This is a genomic window from Clostridium cellulovorans 743B, assembly GCF_000145275.1.
Lineage (GTDB): Bacteria > Bacillota > Clostridia > Clostridiales > Clostridiaceae > Clostridium_K > Clostridium_K cellulovorans.
Genome location: NC_014393.1, coordinates 4,163,593 through 4,185,494 on the forward strand (window position 1 = coordinate 4,163,593; position 21,902 = coordinate 4,185,494).

A 21,902-nucleotide genomic window follows, 5' to 3' on the forward strand; every position below is an offset into this window, starting at 1 on the left:
TAACTGAATCTATTTTCTGCAACTAAAAAAGAAAATTTCTTCATCTTCTATATAACATTCTTTAAACCCATAATTCCTTGTAAGTTTTAATAATGTATCGTCACTTGGAATTGCATCTCTTCCTAAACTATAACCTATATTCCTATGATGTTCCTTTAACTTTTCTCTAGTCCTGGAATGAGCTATTGCAAAGGTTCCTCTATCTTTAAGATGTTTATAAACATTAGTGAAAACTGTATCTAAGTTTTCAAAGTGCGGTATGCTGTTAAAGATAACAAGGAAATCGAATTTCTCTCCTAAATCTATATCTTCATCAAAATCAGCACAGATTGTTTTAGCTTCGAAATATAATTTCTTTAATTCTTTCAGCATATTTTCAGAAATATCTAAAGCAACATATTTACTTAAACTTATATCTTTTAAGTTTTCATATAATACACCAGTACCAGAAGCCACATCTAATAATGACTCTCCTTCTGATATTCCAAGTTTTTTTATGATTTTATCTATGATTGCAGTCTTTTCATCCGAGACCTCTTGCCAATTTTTATAGGTTTCATTGAAATATTCCTTTTGATTTTTTATCGCCATCTTAGTGCCTCTCATTTATCTTTTTATTCATCTCATATATAGCAATAAAAAAGTTCCTTATATATTCCTATCTGATATATAAAACTGAATTTTCCTCTAGCTATTTCCTTTTGAAATTCAGAACATAAATAAGCATCTGCTTCCTTTAATAACTACTCATCATTTCATAATTCATCAATAATACTTAAAATTATATCATACACCTTTCAGTACCAATAACTAACAAGATTTTAAAATATCTATAATTTTATTTCTTACACACTCAGGAGATTTTACTGTTACATAAGGACCCAAGGATAAAATTTTTCTTATAACCTCATCCTCATCAAAGGTATAATAAAAAACCTTAACCTCATATTTATTATCACCCAAGTTTCTTGTACTTCTTTCATAAGAAGAGAGCCCCATAAAGCATCTTTCCATGGCCATCTTTTCATCAATAAGCTCCAAAACTATAGGTTCCTTAGAATATCTAGTATCCTTTAAGTTCCTAATAATCTCTTCTCTACTCTTACTAACCTTAATATTAGGCTCCAATGCTATAGTTTTAACATTCTTTAATAAAAGCATGATAGGTCTATCTTCATCTATAGAGTGAACTGATAATCTAAAATTCTCATCCCTCAATGAATACTCAACTCTAATCGGTATGGCAACCTTGTCCTTATATTCATTTCCGTTTTTATCTACACTTGTATATCTTATAGGTGAATTATTTAAAATCCCTTCAATTACAGTAAAAAAAACTTCTCTAAGAAGCCTAAAATCATTTTCTTCATCATCCCAAAGTCTATTGGTCTTTTCTATTACATCACTGTCAATAGCTTGTACATCTTCTAGTTCTTCTTGAAGCTTTGATACTAGTGTATCTCCTAAAAGATTTCTTGCTGTTTTCTCTTTTAACATTACTTTAAGCCACTGTTTTTCCACCTTAGAAAACCTAACGGCAAGTGGCAAGTCTTTATAATTTTCTAAAATCGGATAATATTTTTCCTTTTCTTTCTTAAGTAGATTAAGATTCTCCTCTTCACTATACTGATTTAAAATTAATCCCTCAAAGGTTATAAAATCCTTACCTATTAACTTTTCCTCATAAGCTTCTTTATCTATAATTTCTAATATTTCCTCTTTAAATAAGCCATCCTTTGATAAATTCAATATCTTAAAAACCAAATTAAAATATCTATTTTTATATTCATGAAATAACTCCATAGTTTTTAAGCATCTCCTTCAAATCATTATTTATCTTTCGTCTTATGTAACTTGGCTCTATGACCTCTATTTTGCCGTAATATCCTCTTATCCAAGGTATCATTTCATAACAATCATTGACATCCTTTGTAAATATGAAACTATTCTCTCCATCCTCATAGGCAGTATAAGTTTTAAGCTCCCTTTTCATTTTTTCTACAATGTACATTTCATTATTATCCTTGATAGTTATTTTAAACTTAAGAGTTTGAAGCTGACTTTTGCCATTTAATTGGGTAGCTGACCAACTATTTTCCATAGCAGAACTATATTTTTCTAAAAGTTCTTCTACCTGATAATGCTCCTCTAAAATTTTAACTTCAGTGATTCTATCAAGCCTTGCTACAAGGCATCTATCCTTCTGAAAGGCCACTAAATAAAATCTTCCACACTCTACATCATAACGAATTTTATAAGGTATAACAGCTTCGTCGTCATACCTTATTCTTCTATTCTTATTTAAATTGTACTCTATTTTTATCTTTCTCTTTTCGCTTATAGCCTTAATTAATTTCCAAAGTATTTCTTCTTCTATGATTGGATGAAAATGAAGCTTCTGATATTGAAAAATATCCTCATAATTTTCATTTATATTTCTATGAAAATTCATATATTGCTTCAAGGTATCCTGAAAATAATATCCCCCAATGTTCGGGAATATTATATTTTTATATAACGATGTTACTAGATAAAGACAAACTATTTCTTTATTATCTAAATCCTTTAAAATATCTTTGGCTAAAGAATATTGCTTGACCCTTCCTTGTTTTTCACAATTAATCAATCCCATTGACTCACTAAGTTCTTTTAACTTTCTTTCTATGGTCTTGCTGCTTATTTTATCGTAATCCAAAAGTTCCTTGTCTAATAAAAACTCTTCTAACTGCTTAAAGTTAATAGCTCCATCTTGATAGTTTAGAGCCAAAAGAATGTGATAATAAAGTAATAAATCAGCTTTGGTAAAACTCTTATTTAGATAGGTGCTAACTAAAAAGTTTTTAGTATTTGTAATAGAATCATAACTTAAGCTTAAAAGCTTAGTTTTCCCCTCTCTATCAAACTTAATAAAATCCTTTTCTATATACTGCTGTATTCTTCTCATTTCGTAGCTTACTTTTCTAGAACTCACTATTTTTTTATTTTCATAGTCTTCTCTTGAAAAGCATCCATATAAAAATACATCCCTCAATATGGAGCGTATAAGATCATAATGTTTTATAAAATCATTAAACATTTAGCACCTCTCTATAAAGTTATCCTTGAGCTTTAAAATTATATATTGGTTTAATTATATCAATAATCTCCACAGTTTCGACAATATTTTCGATAATTTCTTTCATCGGTTTATATACCATTGGAGCTTCATCTATTGTTGCCTCTGTAACAGTTGTAGAATATATTCCCTCCATAGATTTTTTAAACTCTTCATAATCAACCTTTTCTTTGGCTTTTGTTCTACTCATTAATCTTCCAGCTCCATGTGGTGCAGAATAATTCCAATCCTCATTACCTTTTCCAACACAAATAAGGCTTCCATCTCTCATGTTTATTGGAATAAGTAGCTTTTCTCCTTCATAAGCTGAAATACTACCTTTTCTTATAATGTTATCTTTGAAATTAATATAATTATGAATAGTAGTGAAAGCCTGAAACTCTTTCAAACTCTTGCCTAAAAGCTTATTAAGAATAATCTCTGCCATAACTTCTCTATTTAGTGTTGCGTATTCTTGACATATGTTCATATCATGAAGATATTCTTCTCTATACTTTCCAGTTAAAAAGCATAAATCTCTTGGGTAAACTGGATTTAACTGATCATAGTTCTTTTTTAAAAACTTTAATTCCTTTTCTATTTCTTTTCTCTTTCCACATTCTTTAAAGTTCTTGATAATTTCATCTCTCTTAATAAAATAATCTTCTTTACCAGAACATAAATCTATAGCTAAATTCTGATATAAATCTGCAACTTGTGTACCTAAATTTCTACTTCCTGAATGAATTACTAAATAAACAGTGCCATCGTCCCCTTTATCAACCTCAATAAAGTGGTTTCCTCCACCTAGAGTTCCTATGCTTCGCTCTATTCTCTTTGTATTTTTTAAATCTCGGAAACATTTTAAATCTTGCAACTTTTCAAATCTAACAGTTCTACCTTCATGAGTGTTTTTACCTGATGGTATATATTTATTTATAACTTTATCTAACATTTCTAAATCTAAATCAACTTTACCAAGATTAACTGTCAGCATGCCACAACCTATGTCCACTCCAACAATATTAGGAATTACCTTATCTCCTAAATCTGCTGTAAAACCTATAACACAGCCTGATCCTTTATGGGTATCTGGCATTATTCTAACCTTGCAGCCTTCAACAAAAGGTTGGTTGCAAAGCTCAACTAATTGTTCAATTGCTTCTTCTGCTATATTATTTGTAAATACTTTTGCAGTATTATACTTACCCTGTACTATTTTCATAATTACCTTGCTCCTTAAAATAATAGTTTTCTATTTTGCTTCTTAAATTTCCTAACCCTTCTTCAACAGTAGAAATAAATTCTAAAGTTCTTTCGCTCCAGCCTGCAATTATATTAATTTGCTCTCCATAGAACTGTTGTGTTCCATAGCCTTGCATATCTATTCCATGAACCCAAACCTTTTGATTTATCTTCTTTTTATATTCCTCAACATATTCTTGGCAAGTACTCTGATATCCACGATTTATTTCGTTATCAGATAGTATTATTATTCTATCTACATAAATATTATTATCCAATAAATACTTTATCGGTAATGTAATATCAGTGCCACCACCAGTAACAGGTATCGATAAGGCATTTGATATAATACCGTTAGTACTAGCTATTGGTCTTAACTTAAACCTTATATCAAAGGTACTTGTAATAGCATCCTCACAGATATAATTAGCCATTGCCATCATAAGCACCGCAATATCTGCTGAAGTAATTTCACTATTTGCACTTATTGGGAATGTCATTGAACCTGAGACATCAGCAGAAACAAAGGTCTTACCCTTAAGCTTTGTAACATTATTAGTTGAATGTTTAATTGACGTTTCTAAAGCATCATACAATTTTGAACTCCCAAAATTTTCTCTATATAAAACACTAAATGCTGTATAAAATCTAAAAGGTAATTGTTTGCTTTTAATTACTCTTTCTTTATTCGCCAACATTTCATAGACCTTATCTAAATTCCTTGGATTAGCCTTTACTATATTTCTTAGATTTCTTAATAAAGCCATATATCCAAGGTTATTATTCTCAATTAACTGCTCCCAAGACTCCTTTGTATTTCCCTGTGCTGATAATTTTGTTTGCCATGTAGTAGGAGTTCTTAGGTTTCCTTCTAGTAACCGCTTAAACATATTACTTTGTTCTTGATTCTTTGCCTTTGGATGAACTAAACACAATATATCTCTAAGCTTTACTTCTTTATCTCCATTATATTTAGCTAAGCTATATTCATCAAAAGTTAATAACTTATCTGCTATTCCCTTCTTCACTGAGTTAGGTATCGGCTTTCCAAATTCATTTAGATAATACACTAAAATCTCTGACATATCGTCTACTCTCTCGATTACTTCATTTATAGTTTCTCTAGCATATCTTTTGCCTAAAGGTGACTTTGCGAGTTCCGAAACTAAAACATGAGATATGCTTCTTAAATGCATTTCTTTTCTAGCGTATATAGCTAAATTAGCAATAAAAGCCGGATCTATTTTGCAAACCGCTCTTATGTCATTAATAATTTCAGAAGAATTATTTCCATAGAATTTATCTTCTCCAAAGAAGCATGATAAAACTTCTATTATTAACCTATCTATTAGACTCATTTTATAAGCTATATGTCCTTGGTTATTTTTGAATAAATTCTTTGAGTTTCTGTTAAACTTACTCATCATTCACACTCCTTTTAGCTATATACTAAATAATAAATACTTACTGATAGAAAAAAACCCCCTTTGTTTCCTCAGGGGAATAAGTTCCGCTGACCAAATCAGAGATTTAGATCATTTTTGGAGAAAAACTATTTGAGTAATAGTGCTCTACCCAACTGAGCTACCAATAATATCACCAATAATGTTATTATCAAAGATAATATTTTATCACGAATACTATTGGACAGGACTCGAACCTGTGACAACTTTCAACCAGAATGAAGTAACTCAAATATGCACTGCCTTGTGCTGAACTTACAATATCATTATATTTATTCCTGCATCTGAGTAAAAGACAAAAACCTTGCAAAAAAACTCCCCTTCGATTCCTCAGGGGAGTAAATTCCACTAGCTAAATCAGAGATTTAGAGTGTTTTTATAGGAAACTCCTCATCGATTCCTCTGAGGAGTAAGTTCCACTAGCTAAATCAGAGATTTAGAGTGTTTTTATAGGAAACTCCTCATCGATTCCTCTGAGGAGTAAGTTCCACTAGCTAAATCAGAGATTTAGAGTGTCACTTATGTTTAAAGCCGCGATATTTTGTTTTGTCTATATCAAGTTCTTTGAACAACATAGCTATCACAGCTTCATAATCTCTTAAACTAGTTGTCTTTCTTATTTTCTTAAGATACTTATCACTATCTGCAAATAAATGTATCATGTAAAACCAAAATTCCATCATTTTAAATAGTACATTTCGTTCTCCAGAAAGTATTTCCTGATAACTATTATAGACTTTATCATGAAACTCCTTCATGACCTTTTTATCTGCACTATTATTGTTTTTAATTTCTCCAATTAATGCTGGATTTGCAATTAATCCTCGTCCTAGCATTACTGCATCTAGATTTGGATACGTTTCTATTAGCTCCGTATAATCCTTAGCATTAAAAATATCACCATTATAACAAATAGGATTTTTGCTTAATGATACTGCATCTTTAAATACATCCATATTAGGCTTATTATTATAGAGATCCTTTTGTATCCTTGGATGAATAATCAGCTCCTCTAAAGGGTATTTATTAAAGATTTCAATTAGTTTATAAAATTCCCCTGGAGAATCTTTTCCTATTCGTGTCTTTATAGAAATCTTCGTCTCTGCCTTTAAAAATATTTCTTCTAAAAATTGATCAAGCTGTTCTCTTTGTGCAAGAAATCCTGAACCTTTATTTTTTGCAACAACTGTACCAGCTGGACAACCTAAGTTTAAATTAATCTCTTTATAACCGAATTTCATTAAATCCTTCATGGTATGAATAAAGTACTCTGAATTATTTGTTAGGATTTGAGGAACAACATTAAGTCCTTCATTGTGCTCCGGCAATATATCGTTTAATTCTCTAGAAGTAAAGCACATATTCTTAGTTGGCGAAACAAAAGGCATAAAGTATTTATCAACTTGTCCAAAGAAGGTTTCATATGCCTTCCTATATAAATATACAGTGACGCCTTCTAATGGTGCAAAATAAAATTTCATATTACGTTACTCCTCATCATAGATGGTTTTGTTATATTCATGTTTTAGTTTAAAGAAACTATCTTCCATTCTCATTAATTAGCTTTAATTGTAATTCCAACGTATTTCTTATATTCTTCTTTCTATTTGAACTCTTCTCTAAGTTTTCTACTATCTTTTCTATTATACCATCCATATCCCATATAAATTCATTATCATACATTTCAAAAGCACATTTTCCGTAATCTGTGACTTCTCTTTCATATGTAACTTCGCCCTCTTCTTTACCATTTGCATAACTTAAACGAGTCACGCAAAATTCATTATTCCATAATAACCACAATTCATATAATCCATATTTCTCATTCATATAACAATTAACATCTTTACTTCCACTCTTATACTCACCTACCTTTACAGCATGTTTGCATAGATCATTAAAAGATATCAACTCTCCGAATTTGGTCTCCAAGCTATAGCGTACTATGTTTTCTATTTTTTCATAAACTAAATGCTTTCTAGATATAGTAATTACTTCCATTATTTCCGTTACTTTAGAATTTAGTAACGCAAAACTTTTTTCATTAATAACCTTATTATTAAGTTCTATTTCATTAACCAAGTTTTTTATTTTATCTAACATACTTCCTCCAATATTTATAAAAATACATCAACCTACAAGTATATTCTTAAAATTACAAATAAACAGTATAATTCTAATATACACTATTACTTATCGACATAAAATAATATATTTTTATATGAAGAACTTACTTTTTACCTATTAAAATTACCTTTCATCCATATATATCCACCTCATAATCATTAACAGCAATTTAATGTAAAATATAATCTTCAAACAGATAAATATAAATATATGACATATTTTTTTAATCTTATTTTAAGATTGTATCTTTATAATCTACTTAAAGAAATATTTTATTATACTTACTTAATATAGATATTTTATAAAAAGTTAGTTAAAATTTATATATACGCATTATATTAGGATAAAAGATTGGTGATAAACTTGAAAAGAATATTTAAACTTTTAATAATTACATTTATAATGACACTCCTTATTGATCCAGTAATTAATTTTGCAAGTTATTTGCATGTAGATGATATCAATATAAGATATCCCCAAAAGGCTCGAAACATTGAATCCCCTGTATCACAACTTGTTGTTAACACAATCACTAAACCAAATGAAGCATTTATAGATGTACCTCTTACTAATCAATTACCTGAGCTAAGAAACGGTTGTGAAATTACAAGTTTAACTATGCTATTAAATTATAATGGAATTACTATCGATAAAAACTATCTAGCTAAAGAAGTTAAAATGGATTCAACTCCCTTAGTTTTAGATTTATCGGGTAACATATTAACTTGGGGAGATCCAAATGATGGTTTTGTTGGAGATATGATTGGTTATAATGCAGATGGTTATTCTATATATCCCAAAGCATTACTTCCTCTTGTAAATAAGTATATGAATAATGCTGGAAAAGACCTTACAGGAGTAACAATTGATACTCTTAAAAATTATTTAATACATAAAAAACCAATATTAGTTTGGGTTACTTATGATTTTAGTATTCCAGATAACTTTATTACTTGGACAAAAAATGGCAAAATCATAAAAGCGACCTTTGACCAACATTGCATTCTATTAACAGGCTATGATGAAAGTAATTTTTACTATAATGATCCGATGGATTCTGAAAAAAATTTAGCTATTGATATAGAAACCTTTGAAGAGGTTTGGAACTCCATGGGCAATTTAGCCTTGAGTTATGATTAGCTTACTTTATAGATGCCCACAGTCGTAACTAAAAATATTTCTGTTACGACGCCAAAGAAGCAAGGTGATAAACTTCACGAATAACTTGAATTTTGGATATGGGTATCTATGAACAATCCTCATTATAAAAATAGAGTAATAAAAAAATAAGAAAAGGCCTATTCCAAAACAAAAGAACAGCACCTTTAATTTCACATCATCAACAAGCAACAATTTCCTTAATCATAAATTCTTTTCCACATAATACTTCCCAGTGTCTGCTTCCACAGTTTGGGCATGTACTATTGTTAGCAATAATGTTAAAAACTTTATTGCACGCTTTACAGATACCATTTCCAGGTAATACTTCAATTTTCAAATTGGTATCTTGTAGCATGGTTCCTTCAACTGCTGCTGGGTAACAAGCTTCAAGATATCTTGGAATCATTGCTGAAAGCTCACCAACTTGCAACACCAAAGTCTCTATTTTTGTTACGCCATTTCTTCTTGCAAAGTTTTCAACAGTTTGAACAACTTCAATCATAACTCCAACTTCATGCAAAGGACTCACCTCTCTTTTCAAAGTATGTAGATTTCAATAATGAAACTCCTCTAAAATTTCTGTCATAGACATAAAACTTTATGATGTAAATCAACTTATTTCAATATATAAAGATGGGTAGAACTATAGTTCCACCCTTCTTTACTCTTTTTATTAGTTATACTGGTCAACATATTAAATAATTATTTATAGAGTTATTTTTCTGGTCAATAATATAACTTTATACATTTTAATGTTTTGCAATCACAATAGGTTTCTTTACTATTTTTTGAATATCTTCTTCACGTTTTTCATAGCTATTTTTCCTTGACGTTTGATTACATGTTTTATAACAAGTGGTTTCATTTCTGTAAAATCTACACCTGAAGCATCATATCTTCTTACCAATGAAATTGCATCGAATTTACACTTTGTAGTACAAACTCCACAACCTACACATTGATATTGATCTACTACTGTAGCACCACAGCCAAGACAACGTTCAGTTTCCTTCTTTATTTGATCTTCTGTAAAAGTAACACGTAAATCCTTAAAGGTTTCTTTTGATTTACTTCCATCTACATGAATAGTTCTTTGTCTAGGAAGGTGATCATATCCAGCCATATCTAAGTTAGCTTTATCAAGAGCATGATAATCTCTTTCACGGTTATATGTTAGGTTATCTCCATGAATATAACGATGAATTGAAACTGAGCCTTGCTTTCCTAATGCAATAGCATCTATAGCAAACTTAGGACCTGTTAAAGCATCTCCACCAGCAAATACATCTGAATCTGCAGTTTGGAAAGTTAATGGATCAGCTTTTATTGTCTTGTTTGGATTTAATTCTATATTAGAACCTTCTAATATAGAACCCCAATCAATTCCTTGACCAACTGAAAGTAATACATGGTTTGCTTTTACGATCTTTGTTGTATTTTCATCGAATTTAGGGCTAAATCTTCTATTTTCATCGAATACAGAAATACATTTCTTGAATTCTACTCCTACAACACGTCCATTTTCTACTACTATTCTCTTTGGACCCCATGAATTGTTTATAACAATTCCTTCTGATTCTGCTTCTTCTATTTCTTCATCTAATGCAGGCATTTCTTGTCTGCTTTCTAAGCAGAACATATCTATGCTTGAAGCTCCAACTCTCTCAGCAGTTCTAGCAACGTCTATAGCAACGTTTCCTCCACCGATTACAATTGTTGGTCCTTCTAATCTTAAATCTTCACCTAGGTTTACTCTACGTAAGAATTCAACCCCAGTCATTACACCTTGCGCATTTTCTCCTTCAAGACCTAGACTTCTTCCAGCTTGAGCACCTATTGCTACATAGAATGCCTTATAGCCTTTCTTTCTTAATTCTGGAATTGTAACATCTTTACCAACTTCAACTCCAGCTTTAAATTCTACGCCTAATTGTCTAAGAACTTCTATTTCTGATTCTACTATTTCTTTTCCTAATCTGTAAGAAGGAATTCCTAAGGTTAACATACCACCAAGTTTCTTTTGCTTTTCAAATACTGTTACCTTATAACCTTCAACAGCTAAGAAATATGCACAAGAAAGTCCTGCTGGACCTGCTCCAACTACAGCAATTTTTTCTTGTCTTTCTTTTCTCTTTTCAGGTACAAAACGATGTTCTGATTTTAATTCTAGATCTGCAATGAATTTTTTAATTTCATCAACTGCTAGTGGTTCATCTATATCTCCTCTTGTACAAACCGCTTCACACTTTCTTGGACAAATACGTCCACAGATTGCTGGTAATGGATTTTCTTTCTTTATAAGCTCTAGTGCTTCTCTATATCTTCCTTGAGCTGCCATCTTAACATAACCTTGAACTGCTATATGAGCTGGACATCCAGATTTACATGGACTTGTTCCACCTTCTTCAACAAGCTTACGGTTACGATAATCAAGATCCCATCTATCTTTTCCCCACTTAGTGTCACGTGGAGTATCTCTTTCCTCAATTGCCTTAGGAACTGGAATAGGAGTCTTTGTACATAGATTTTGTCCTAATTTCGCTGCATTAGCTTGGCAGTTTTCAACACATTCTCCACAAGCAACACATTTATCTTTATCAACAACTGCTACATAATTTGATCTAGACCAGTCTGGATTTCTATACAAAGTTGTATTTCTTAATCCAAAACAGCCACATCCACAGCAATTACAAACTGCAAGAGCCTTTCCAGGACCTGATAAGTTCGGTATAGAGTGAACTAACCCTTCTTCTTCAGCCTTTCTGCAAATTTCAAGAGCCTTTTCCTTAGTAATTTTTCTTCCTCTGCCTGTACGAATATAATACTCAGCAGCTGGTCCAAATTGAATACACATATCTTCAACAGTATGTCCACACCCTTGACCAATAATTCTCATGGAAGTTCTGCATGCACAATCTGCTACAGAGAAAACTTCATGTTGGTTGATAAGATATGAAATTTCTTCATAAGAAGCTCTTCTAGTTTCTCCTTGGATAGCACTTTCAATTGGAATAACTCTCATTACACCCAATCCAATTGGAATATTTCCAGTCATTAATGCTCCTAATTTTCTTGTATATTCTTCAAAACACTCACCGATTTGTGGATACTTCTCAACATTTTCCTTATGTGCAACCATATATTCCATTACACCAGGAACAAAAAGTTCAAGGAAATACGCGTCTTCACCATCAGCTTCTTTTTCTACTTTAATAACACCATCCACGGCCATTTGAAATAGCAATTTTTCTACTTTGTCAGCAGGTTTGCCACAAAGCTTAGCTATTTCTTTTACCTTTTTAGGCTTACGGATTTCTAGCTTTAACGCTATTTCTGCCATTTCATCTGTCATAACAGGTTCTAGTATTCTATATTCTGGGTCTGTTTCTTTTACTTTTACTATTCCGCCAGTAATTCCAGCAGCAATTTTATTTGCTAAATCAAGGACTTTTTGTTTTACCATGATTATTTCCTCCCAAATACTACTTCAGTATGGTACTATTTTTCATTCCAGTCTTTCACTTCGTCACGTACCCACTGAGCCCATTCATCAATTCCTTCACCGGTTTTAGCAGATATCGGGATAACTTTGATATTAGGGTTCAATTTAGTTATACGCTCTTTTACTGCCTCAAAATCAAAATTGAAATAAGATACTGCATCAATTTTATTGATTAACACAACATCAACAATTGAAAACATTAAAGGATATTTTAGAGGTTTGTCATCACCCTCTGGTACGCTTAAAATCATAGCATTCTTAGTTGCACCAGTATCAAACTCTGCAGGACATACTAAGTTCCCTACATTTTCTAAGATAACAAAATCTACATCTTCTGTTCCAAGTCCTTGCAAGCCTTGTTTAGTCATATCTGCATCAAGGTGACACATACCTCCAGTATGTAATTGAATTACTTTTGAACCAGTTTTAGAAACAGTGTCAGCGTCAACATCAGAATCGATATCTGCTTCTAAAACACCAATTCTCATTTCATTCTTTAAAGCTTCAATTGTTCTTAAAACAGTTGTTGTTTTACCTGAACCTGGTGATGACATTAAATTCAATAGAAATGTCTTTTCTTTCTTCAATTCTTCCCTAAGCAAATTCGCTTGTCTATCATTGTCTTGGAAGACACTTTGTTTAATTTCAAGAACTTTATATGTATCCATAGCAGTTCCCCCCTAAATTTATCTTTGTATTTTACTTATTTATATGATTATCCTACAGAAAGTATTTTCAGAGCTAGAAATTAAGCACTGCATATGTTATAAAATGAAGTTTATCTCCCTTCAAATTCTATAGGCTTAATATTTTCAAACTTAAAATTAAAACATCAAATCCACATTAATAAAACATGTTTTATTAACTATTTTCGATTTCTCCTTCATAATAAAGTTACGTTACAAAAACTTAACTTATACATATCTCATAATATCAAAGCTTCGACACTTTTGAGCCATGTATAAGCTTATAGTTAAAGTTATAACTCTATAATATTTTCAGAATCAAACGCTTGGATTGATGTTATAATTTATTCTTACTATATTATGTTGTATCTTCTTAATACTTCTTCTATTACAGTTCCTTGAATCTTCTTTAGTGCTTCCATTGGTACTGGAAGTTTATTTATTGGTTTTTCTCCATCCATCATCTTAACTGTAGAATCAAGTAATACACGTATGTCATAGCATGAATTAAATACTTCTGGTACTCCACGATCTATATCAAGCAATGTATAAACTGCTTCCATAGCTGTTCTTACTGAGTATTCTGTTGTGAACACTGTGTCGCGATCTGTATGTGCAAATTGACCAAGGAACGCAAAGTTTACGCTTCCATCTGGAACAACCTTAGGTCTGTCTTCTAAGCTTCTTGGCATAAAGAATGCAGTGATGTATGGCATCATACAAGGTACGGAGTTAGCTGAATTTACAGCCATATCGTGGATTTGATCTTCTGGAACTCCCATATGATACAACCATTCTTCTGTGATTTCGATACCTGTACATTCTTTCATTGGTTTCTTTATATAGTTTCCTGGAACTTCTGAGAATAAACCATATACCCAAACACAAAGTTGATCTTTTGGTTGTTCCTTAAAGTGAGGTTGTCTATTTAATGTCCAACTCATTAACCAGTTTGAATCTTTACAAGTAACTATACCACCAGTAACAACCTTTCCGCTAAATGGATCACGTTTGCAGATTTTTTGAATGTATGGTGGAATTCTGTCATCAAGAGTAGTTATTGTAGCAGACTCCCAATTTGTTTCTTTTGTATTAGAACAGAACTTATCAGGATTACCGAAAGCTGGATCTTGTGCAGCGATGTTCTTCCATAATTGCCAACATCCTCTTATAGAATCATCAAATTCTGGTGCAGTGTTTTGGTCACCAAGAGTTGAGTTTTCTGTACAGCTTCCATTAGTAACAAAAACTAAATCATTTTCTGTAAGATTTATTACTTCTTCCTTACCGTTGTGGTTGCAAATGATTTGCTTAGCTACTTTCTTTTCACCGGTAGTATCAAAAATAACATTTGTTACTTCAGTGTCATATTGGAAGTGAACTCCATGTGATTCAAGGTATTTTACCATTGGTAGGATTAATGACTCATATTGATTGTATTTTGTAAACTTTAATGCAGATAAGTCAGGAAGTCCACCAATATGGTGAATAAATCTTTGAAGATAAAGTTTCATTTCTAATGCACTGTGCCAATCTCTAAATGCGAACATTGTTCTCCAGTACATCCAGAAGTTAGAGTTAAGAAGGTCTTCTGAGAACACTTCATCGATTCTTCTATCATATAAATCTTCATCACGAGTAAAGAATAACTTTACAAGTTCCATAGAAGCTCTATCACTTAATCCAAATTTATTATTAGTTTGAGCATCTTCACCTCTATTGATTGTTGCTCTTTGAAGAGAATAGTTTGGATCTTTTTTATTTAACCAGTAATATTCATCTAAAACTGAAACACCTTCTGTCTCAATAGAAGGAATTGAACGGAATAAATCCCACAAACATTCAAAGTGGTTTTCCATTTCACGTCCGCCTCTTATAATAAAGCCTCTTTGGTTATCTTTAATACCATCGCAAGCTCCTCCGGATAAGCTTAGTTCTTCTAATATATGAATATTTTCACCCTTCATTTGACCATCACGCACTAAAAAACACGCTGCTGATAATGATGCTAAACCAGCACCAACTAAATATGCAGATTTTTGATCTACACCTTCAGGTTTTAAAGGACATGCAAAAGCTTCATAATTTCCATTGCTATAATACATTATAAGATTCCTCCATCGTCTTTTTTTTAATTTAATTATAGGAATATTTATAATGCATAACAATAGACAAAAAGACTAATTTGTCTATTTATGTTTATTTATGATTATTTATGTTGTGAAGTAATAATATTGAATAACTAAAAAGACTAGCCAAAACTCCTCAGCTAGTCCTTTTATAAAAAAATTTCTTAGATTAAAAACAAGACATGTCCAAATTAATAATAAATTTATTCTGCAAGTGCTTTAATTTCTTTGTATTCATTCAAATCTGTATATAACTCTCCAAGATAAGGATTTCTTTTTGTCTTAACTGCTTTGTAAATCATATAAACAAATACAGCTATATTTGCAGCTAATGATAAGAAACTAAATGCAAATAATGGTGTCTTATTATATGTTGAAGCAACGGCAAAAGCACCAGTATCAATGAATGCTGGGAATGTCTGTGCAAACATACACCATATTGCAAGAGTTTGTGCTCTATGTTGTAGCCATGCTCCTTTTCCTACAGTAAATGCACAAAGTGTTGGAGCTAACAATAACGCAAAACCACAATACCAAGAGTGACTTGGTAAACAATTATATGTGTATGCAAAATTCCATAAATCATATGCTAATATCCAAAACCATAACATATCAGGCCATAGCATATCTTTGCTGCCATCCTTGTTAGTTTTTTTCTTTATGCGAATTCCTACCCATCCAGTTATAGTTATGATATTTAAGATACCTGCTATACCATTCATAAAGTTCCATGGACCACCAAGTACATACGCAGCTTCATCTGCTAGAATCCCTCCACCAGCATACTGAGTACCAACCTGGAAATCACGAGCTACTGCTTCTAGGATATTAATTGCAAGGATAAGTGGTGGAAAGCATAAGGCCCACTTCTTATCAGATAATCTCCACTCTTTTCCTGTTGATTTGTTCTTGAATTTTACGTGTCTAATACACCAAAAACCTATACATCCTGCTGTAGAAGAATATACCTTTGCTAAATGGAACCAATCTGTATAAGTTGTATCACTTAATACAGTAAACCATAATATTGAAAGTACTATTGGTAAAATAATAAAACTAAAAAGTCCGACATATTTCCATCTTCGAGCTATCTCATTAAAACCAAAGAGTGCTATAAATACTAATATCCAAACACCCCATACACTTAAGAATGATGCTCCGCTGGCATAGTTGAAAACAAACATCTTGTTCCCTCCCTTAATGTAACATTTTGAATTTAATCACTTATATTGTACAACCCATGTGAAATCCTTTTCAATAGACAAATCGTCAGAAGTGTCTATTTGTTACCTCATCATTTATCTGTGGATTTTTTTAGTTTCTTCTACAAAAGCAATTACAGAACGTGGTATACTTCCCGGTACCATAATCAAAAGTTCTTTAAGAATAATTTCTGGCTCCTCTTTCATACCTTCACTTACCCAGTCTATCAATAACCCATTAAATACATGCCTATAAAAACTTATGATCATTTTTTTATCATTATCTTTCAATTTTACTTCCAATTTTTCAACGCACTCATCAACTACATCCTCTAATAATTTATTAGAAAGATGTGTAAGATATGTATTTGTTTCAGGCCAGTACGAAGAATTAAATACGTTCAACATCATCTTGGAATTTCTCTTCAGATAATTCATGGTAGCTAAAAATCCGCAACTCCAGGTTTCAAAGGTTCGGTTTTGCGCAATTTCTATCGCTAATTCTTCTTGAAACATAAATTTAAAAACGTCTATAATATCAGCAAAGTGGTTATAAAACGTTTGTCTATTTACATTACAATGTTCACAAACTGCCTTTACAGTAATTTTATCTATAGATTTTTTACTTAATAACTCTTTAAATGAATTAATTATCTCAACTTTAGCACTCTGTTTCATAAAATTCTCCTGTAATAAAAAAGTTTTATTCTTTTACAGCTGTCTTTCACTAACACATTTTTTCTGAACACTTCGGAAAATCAGTGATTTTATGTCTAAATGCTTTAATTAGGGGCTGCAAATCAGCCCCCTTTAATTTTATAAACTTAAAAACTTTTCAAATCTACTTCTAACCTTATCCTCACCAATAATATGCATAATAGTGTAGATATCAGGGGAGTTAGTTCTATGAGTTAAGGCACTTCTTACAGCACCAGCAACATCTGAAATCATACCTTTATATTGTTCTGGATTAGCCTTGAAATCTTTTCTGTTTGCACAGTATCCTAGTCTAAGTCCAATTTCTTTTAAGTCTTCAAACCAAGCTTCTTGGCTTTCTGCATTAAAGTTGAATTCATTTTTATAAACTTCTATTACATCTTTAGCTGATTCTAAAGTAACACCCTTTGGCAGTTCTATCTGTTCTACTGTTTCTTTTACAAATAATTCATCAAAGAAATAGGACACCTTATCTTTAACTTCATCCCACTTAGCAAAGTCTTTTCTTGGTTTTGGGCCTTCCTTATCTATGTTGAAGATAGCTTTTGTCATAGCTTCATTTTCTGTGACCAATTTATACATTTCTTCATCAAATTCTTTTGCCCAAGTTATGTAATTTGCATATACATCTTCTGCTTTCATAGCAGCAATACAATCTTTAGATACGTCGTTTAATTTAACTAAATCAAATAACGCACCACTTTTACTCATTTTTTCTAAAAGTACTTCAAATTCATGATAATCAACTTTAGGATTTTCAGCTCTCCATACTTCAAAGGTTGAATTAACTATGTTTAGTAGATATTCAATTACTGTAACTGTCGGATATCCAACTTCCTTGTAGTAAGAAACAGCAGCTTCTGCATCCTTTCTCTTTGAAAGCTTTCTCTTTGAACCACCATCTTGCTTCATTATTGTTGGAATGTGTGCATATTTGGGAGCTTCAAAACCTAAAACTTCAAATAATTGAACATGTATTGGAAGTGATGCTAGCCATTCTTCTCCTCTTATTACATCTGTAGTTCTCATTAAGAAATCATCTATTGCATGAGCAAAGTGATATGTAGGAAGTCCATCGCCTTTGATAAGAACTATATCTTGATTATTTTCTGGGAAAGATATATCTCCTTTTATTAAGTCATGGAATTCTACTCTCTTCTCTGGATTTCCTGGTGACTTTAATCTTAAAATATATTTTTCGCCATTTTCAATTTTCTTTATAGCTTCTTCTTCAGTTATATTTCTGAATTTAGCATATTCTCCATAATAACCAGGAGTTATTTTATTAGCTACTTGCATTTCTCTTAATTCTGTTAATTCCTCTGGAGTACAAAAACATGGATACGCTAACCCTTTTAAAAGTAAATCCTTTGCAAAGGTATTATAAATATCAGCTCTTTGACTTTGTCTATATGGACCATAGTCGCCTATAAAAGTATCTTGACCTGTCATACCTTCGTTAAAGTCTAAACCAAAATTATGCATTGTAGCTATAGTATCTTCTATTGCTCCTTGTACTTCTCTTTTCTGATCTGTATCTTCTATTCTTAAATAAAAAATCCCTTCACTTTGACTTGCTATTCTTTCATCTATTAAAGCAGCAAATACTCCACCTATATGTTGGAAACCAGTTGGGCTTGGTGCATATCTTGTAACTCTTGCTCCTTCTTTAAGATTTCTCTTTGGGTATTTTTGAATATAATATTCTGTTGTGTGCTCTACATCTTTAAATATCATTTCTGCTAATTTTTCAAACATATTATCTCTCCTTCTTTTATCTCCTGTACAAGGTATTATAAGCCCCTTATTATGGCGATTTATATAAATTTTAATTGACTTTCACTTTCTTCATTCCAAGTTCCAAAGCCTTCTGAATACTTTTTCTCTAAAAACATAGGTAACCTCTCTTTAAAACCATCTGCTAAACTAAGACTTAACAGCTGATCTTTATCCACCCAAAATACTCTACCTTCATCAGTTTTCTCTAATAATTCACCACTAAATATTTCTGTTCTATAATTGAATACAAAATATTTATCACCAGTTTCATTATTACACCAGTATATAATTCCACATGGCTCTAAATTGGATATCGTTAGCCCTGTTTCTTCTTTTATCTCTCTTATGGTTGACTCTATTATGCTTTCTCCATCTTCTACATGACCTCCTGGAAATGAAATTCCTTTCCAAGATTTGATCCTATCTTGAACTAAAACTCTATTATATATTTTATCATAAATCATGCACATATTAGTCAATTCTATCTTGGCCATCGTTCTTACCTCACAAGATCAAAATAATTACTACATTGTTCTTTACGCATTTATAGATGTACTTCAATTTTAATTCTATATCCTCTAAAAAAATAAAAACCTTTCGTCCTAAAATATACTTAGGACGAAAGGTTGACTTCCGCGTTACCACCTAAATTGATTAGGAAAGTATACTCTCCTTACTTTTGAATATACCTATACTTAATCCACTTAATTATCGTTAAGGGAATAACCCCATAAATATACTATGCCTTACGACTTTCTATTTATTGCTCCAAAGCTTCCTTCAATAGTTTTACATTCTAGGTTTTCACCCTCCCTAGATCTCTTTCAAGTAAAATACTATTTACTCTTCTTTCTCAACGCACATTGTTAAATTTATAATTGCTTACGTTCTAAAAATGAAACTATATATAAGTACTTTTCACTGAACTTAACAACTTATATTTACTATTTTCAAAATATAAGACAATTATACATTTTGGAAATGACGATGTAAAGATAATTTCTTTTGCTTAAGAGTTTCTTAATACTATTGATCCCTACTAACCTTTTTAGATAGAAGTATTCCTATAATACATAAAATAATTACAAAATAAAAAATAGCATCATAATTATTGAGTATATCTAATAACAATCCCGAAATCGCAACTCCAAGGACTGCCCCTATACCATATGCGGTGAAGACAACTCCATAATTTTCACTGTAATATTTTTCTCCATAAATATTCATTGTTGAGGTTGGTGCTATAGCTAACCATCCACCAAGATTAAACCAAAATATCGCAAAGGCCATTATAAATAATAATAAGCTTCCCTCATTTGCTATCAACATTAATACTGATGCAAAAATACTTAAACTATAAGAAATTCTCATAGCTTTTTTAGGTGATAACTTATCAGTAACCCACCCAAAAATCGGTCTACTTACTCCATTGAATATTGCGAAAAGGGAAACCAGTAAAGTTACCGTTTGCGATGGTATCTTTATCATTCCACTTCCAACATTACTCGTCATCCCAATTAGTGTTAACCCAATCATAGATCCAATAATAAAATTAAAATATAATCCTTTAAAACTACTGGTTTTAAGCATTTCCTTAGTGTTTTTATGGTCAGTATTTACCTTATCACCAGTTGTTTCTTTTATTTTTTTTGCCTCACTATTTAATGGATATTTCAATGGATATGAAAGAATAGGGATAATAATACCAAAAGCTATTCCTAATATTTTAAAGGTTTCAGTTATTCCATAAAGTTCTACTAAATATCTTGCAATTGGTGCTGTTATAAGTGGAGATAAACCAAATCCACCTAATATAAGACCTACTGCTAGTCCTTTCTTTTCAGGAAACCATTTTGCAATCACCGTCATTGGAGCACCATAAGTTATACCAACTCCAGCTCCAATTATAACTCCATAGGTAAGAGTTAGTACATATATATTAGGTGCATACGAAGATAATATCCAACCTATCGCTACAAGGGTTGACCCAAAAATTATAATATTTCTCGGTCTATACTTTTCTAAATGCTTACTTGTTAAAAACATAAAAAGCGCATAAAATGCCAAGGATATCATATAAGGGAATCCACTTTCAGTAGTACCTACACTATATAGCTTCTCTACATGTAGTCTGAAAACACTCCATGAATATACAGTACCTAAGCACATCATAATAATAATTCCTAAAATTACATATCCCCATCTACTCCAAGGTACAGTATCAATCTGCCTATCTATTTTTTTCATTACCTACATCCCAACTTTCAATAACTTTATCTTCTAAATCGAATATAACTTTTTCTTTTATATCATTTATATAACTGTCTAAATTATTTCTTATCACTTTATGCTTAGTGCCTAGAATTCTAGCAGCTAAAATGCCTGCGTTTTTAGCATTATTGATTCCTACTGTAGCCACCGGAACTCCACCCGGCATTTGCACTATCGATAATAATGAATCCATTCCATCTAACTCTTTTAGTTTTACAGGAACCCCTATTACAGGTAATAAAGTCATTGATGAAATCATTCCTGGTAAATGAGCGGCTCCACCAGCACCAGCAATAATTGCTTCTAAGCCTCTTTCCTCAGCATTCTTTGAATATTCATACATTCTCTCTGGTGTTCTATGTGCAGATACCACCTTTATTTCATATGGTACTTGCAACTGCTCCATTATTTGCGCAGCCATGTTCATAACTCTTAGGTCTGATTCACTGCCCATTACAATGCCTACTAATGGAATATTGTTCTTTTTAAGATTGTTTTCATTCATTTTATCTTTTCCCCCTAATTT

The 21,902-nt window shown here is 31.5% G+C and carries 18 protein-coding genes and 1 other annotated feature; of the genes, 1 reads left to right on the forward strand and 17 read right to left on the reverse strand.

Translation table 11 applies throughout. The features are described from left to right. Positions 1 to 9: 9 nt before the first annotated feature. The 7 genes from CLOCEL_RS16985 to CLOCEL_RS17015 form a co-directional block, all read right to left on the reverse strand. Positions 10 to 591 (reverse strand): class I SAM-dependent DNA methyltransferase, encoded by a 582-nt coding sequence (locus tag CLOCEL_RS16985; protein ID WP_010073479.1) that lies wholly within the window; start codon positions 589 to 591, stop codon positions 10 to 12. A 219-nt stretch (positions 592 to 810) separates the two neighbouring features. Beyond that, entirely contained in the window at positions 811 to 1,803 is a 993-nt protein-coding gene (locus CLOCEL_RS16990; protein ID WP_010073480.1) for a WYL domain-containing protein, read from the reverse strand. Further along, positions 1,787 to 3,076 (reverse strand): helix-turn-helix transcriptional regulator, encoded by a 1,290-nt coding sequence (locus CLOCEL_RS16995; protein WP_010073481.1) that lies wholly within the window; start codon positions 3,074 to 3,076, stop codon positions 1,787 to 1,789. Before CLOCEL_RS16995 ends, CLOCEL_RS16990 begins: the two co-directional genes overlap by 17 nt. A 19-nt stretch (positions 3,077 to 3,095) precedes the next feature. Continuing rightward, entirely contained in the window at positions 3,096 to 4,319 is a 1,224-nt protein-coding gene (locus CLOCEL_RS17000; RefSeq protein WP_010073482.1) for an RtcB family protein, read from the reverse strand. Then, positions 4,300 to 5,763, reverse strand: a complete 1,464-nt coding sequence (locus CLOCEL_RS17005) for a TROVE domain-containing protein (RefSeq protein ID WP_010073483.1) — start codon at positions 5,761 to 5,763, stop codon at positions 4,300 to 4,302. The genes CLOCEL_RS17000 and CLOCEL_RS17005 overlap by 20 nt, the downstream gene beginning before the upstream one ends. 554 nt (positions 5,764 to 6,317) lie before the next feature. Continuing rightward, positions 6,318 to 7,283: a tRNA dihydrouridine synthase gene (locus CLOCEL_RS17010; protein WP_010073484.1), complete on the reverse strand. Its 966-nt coding sequence runs from the start codon at positions 7,281 to 7,283 to the stop codon at positions 6,318 to 6,320. A gap of 58 nt (positions 7,284 to 7,341) precedes the next feature. Continuing rightward, on the reverse strand, positions 7,342 to 7,905 hold the full coding sequence (locus tag CLOCEL_RS17015; RefSeq protein WP_010073485.1) for a hypothetical protein: 564 nt from the start codon (positions 7,903 to 7,905) through the stop codon (positions 7,342 to 7,344). Between the two features lie 378 nt (positions 7,906 to 8,283). Here CLOCEL_RS17015 and CLOCEL_RS17020 point away from each other — a divergent pair, with 378 nt between their 5' ends. Continuing rightward, positions 8,284 to 9,069 (forward strand): C39 family peptidase, encoded by a 786-nt coding sequence (locus CLOCEL_RS17020; RefSeq protein WP_010073486.1) that lies wholly within the window; start codon positions 8,284 to 8,286, stop codon positions 9,067 to 9,069. Between the two features lie 199 nt (positions 9,070 to 9,268). Here the strand turns inward: CLOCEL_RS17020 and CLOCEL_RS17025 are convergent, their stop codons facing one another. The 10 genes from CLOCEL_RS17025 to purE form a co-directional block, all read right to left on the reverse strand. Continuing rightward, a complete protein-coding gene (locus CLOCEL_RS17025) occupies positions 9,269 to 9,610 on the reverse strand; it encodes a hydrogenase maturation nickel metallochaperone HypA/HybF (protein WP_010073487.1) in 342 nt (113 codons plus the stop codon). 261 nt (positions 9,611 to 9,871) lie between these two features. Next, positions 9,872 to 12,553, reverse strand: coding sequence for an FAD-dependent oxidoreductase (locus tag CLOCEL_RS17030; protein WP_010073488.1), 2,682 nt, complete (start codon positions 12,551 to 12,553; stop codon positions 9,872 to 9,874). A gap of 35 nt (positions 12,554 to 12,588) precedes the next feature. After that, positions 12,589 to 13,260, reverse strand: a complete 672-nt coding sequence (gene hypB, locus CLOCEL_RS17035; protein WP_010073489.1) for a hydrogenase nickel incorporation protein HypB — start codon at positions 13,258 to 13,260, stop codon at positions 12,589 to 12,591. Positions 13,261 to 13,631: 371 nt separating this feature from the next. Beyond that, on the reverse strand, positions 13,632 to 15,383 hold the full coding sequence (locus CLOCEL_RS17040; protein ID WP_010073490.1) for an oleate hydratase: 1,752 nt from the start codon (positions 15,381 to 15,383) through the stop codon (positions 13,632 to 13,634). 227 nt (positions 15,384 to 15,610) lie between these two features. Continuing rightward, positions 15,611 to 16,591, reverse strand: coding sequence for a DUF5692 family protein (locus CLOCEL_RS17045; RefSeq protein ID WP_010073491.1), 981 nt, complete (start codon positions 16,589 to 16,591; stop codon positions 15,611 to 15,613). Between the two features lie 114 nt (positions 16,592 to 16,705). Next, the gene (locus CLOCEL_RS17050; protein ID WP_010073492.1) at positions 16,706 to 17,287 is read right to left on the reverse strand and encodes a TetR/AcrR family transcriptional regulator C-terminal domain-containing protein; all 582 of its coding nucleotides are present in this window, start codon (positions 17,285 to 17,287) and stop codon (positions 16,706 to 16,708) included. Positions 17,288 to 17,425: 138 nt separating this feature from the next. Next, on the reverse strand, positions 17,426 to 19,084 hold the full coding sequence (gene gltX / locus CLOCEL_RS17055; protein ID WP_010073493.1) for a glutamate--tRNA ligase: 1,659 nt from the start codon (positions 19,082 to 19,084) through the stop codon (positions 17,426 to 17,428). A 59-nt stretch (positions 19,085 to 19,143) separates the two neighbouring features. Beyond that, on the reverse strand, positions 19,144 to 19,599 hold the full coding sequence (locus CLOCEL_RS17060) for an 8-oxo-dGTP diphosphatase (protein WP_010073494.1): 456 nt from the start codon (positions 19,597 to 19,599) through the stop codon (positions 19,144 to 19,146). 117 nt (positions 19,600 to 19,716) lie between these two features. Next, positions 19,717 to 19,971: a binding site (T-box leader), on the reverse strand. A 160-nt stretch (positions 19,972 to 20,131) separates the two neighbouring features. Then, on the reverse strand, positions 20,132 to 21,352 hold the full coding sequence (locus tag CLOCEL_RS17065) for an L-lactate MFS transporter (protein ID WP_010073495.1): 1,221 nt from the start codon (positions 21,350 to 21,352) through the stop codon (positions 20,132 to 20,134). Beyond that, positions 21,336 to 21,881 (reverse strand): 5-(carboxyamino)imidazole ribonucleotide mutase, encoded by a 546-nt coding sequence (gene purE / locus CLOCEL_RS17070; protein WP_010073496.1) that lies wholly within the window; start codon positions 21,879 to 21,881, stop codon positions 21,336 to 21,338. The genes CLOCEL_RS17065 and purE overlap by 17 nt, the downstream gene beginning before the upstream one ends. Between the last annotated feature and the right edge of the window lie 21 nt (positions 21,882 to 21,902).

What these genes read in the sequence shown, in the direction of transcription:
- CLOCEL_RS17050 (WP_010073492.1), bottom strand. Translation starts at nt 17,287, where the DNA reads ATGAAACAGAGTGCTAAAGTTGAGATAATTAATTCATTTAAAGAGTTA.
- CLOCEL_RS16990 (WP_010073480.1), bottom strand. Translation starts at nt 1,803, where the DNA reads ATGGAGTTATTTCATGAATATAAAAATAGATATTTTAATTTGGTTTTT.
- CLOCEL_RS17030 (WP_010073488.1), bottom strand. Translation starts at nt 12,553, where the DNA reads ATGGTAAAACAAAAAGTCCTTGATTTAGCAAATAAAATTGCTGCTGGA.
- gltX (WP_010073493.1), bottom strand. Translation starts at nt 19,084, where the DNA reads ATGTTTGAAAAATTAGCAGAAATGATATTTAAAGATGTAGAGCACACA.
- CLOCEL_RS17010 (WP_010073484.1), bottom strand. Translation starts at nt 7,283, where the DNA reads ATGAAATTTTATTTTGCACCATTAGAAGGCGTCACTGTATATTTATAT.
- CLOCEL_RS17045 (WP_010073491.1), bottom strand. Translation starts at nt 16,591, where the DNA reads ATGTTTGTTTTCAACTATGCCAGCGGAGCATCATTCTTAAGTGTATGG.
- CLOCEL_RS17015 (WP_010073485.1), bottom strand. Translation starts at nt 7,905, where the DNA reads ATGTTAGATAAAATAAAAAACTTGGTTAATGAAATAGAACTTAATAAT.
- CLOCEL_RS17060 (WP_010073494.1), bottom strand. Translation starts at nt 19,599, where the DNA reads ATGGCCAAGATAGAATTGACTAATATGTGCATGATTTATGATAAAATA.
- CLOCEL_RS16985 (WP_010073479.1), bottom strand. Translation starts at nt 591, where the DNA reads ATGGCGATAAAAAATCAAAAGGAATATTTCAATGAAACCTATAAAAAT.
- CLOCEL_RS16995 (WP_010073481.1), bottom strand. Translation starts at nt 3,076, where the DNA reads ATGTTTAATGATTTTATAAAACATTATGATCTTATACGCTCCATATTG.
- CLOCEL_RS17040 (WP_010073490.1), bottom strand. Translation starts at nt 15,383, where the DNA reads ATGTATTATAGCAATGGAAATTATGAAGCTTTTGCATGTCCTTTAAAA.
- hypB (WP_010073489.1), bottom strand. Translation starts at nt 13,260, where the DNA reads ATGGATACATATAAAGTTCTTGAAATTAAACAAAGTGTCTTCCAAGAC.
- CLOCEL_RS17065 (WP_010073495.1), bottom strand. Translation starts at nt 21,352, where the DNA reads ATGAAAAAAATAGATAGGCAGATTGATACTGTACCTTGGAGTAGATGG.
- purE (WP_010073496.1), bottom strand. Translation starts at nt 21,881, where the DNA reads ATGAATGAAAACAATCTTAAAAAGAACAATATTCCATTAGTAGGCATT.
- CLOCEL_RS17005 (WP_010073483.1), bottom strand. Translation starts at nt 5,763, where the DNA reads ATGAGTAAGTTTAACAGAAACTCAAAGAATTTATTCAAAAATAACCAA.
- CLOCEL_RS17000 (WP_010073482.1), bottom strand. Translation starts at nt 4,319, where the DNA reads ATGAAAATAGTACAGGGTAAGTATAATACTGCAAAAGTATTTACAAAT.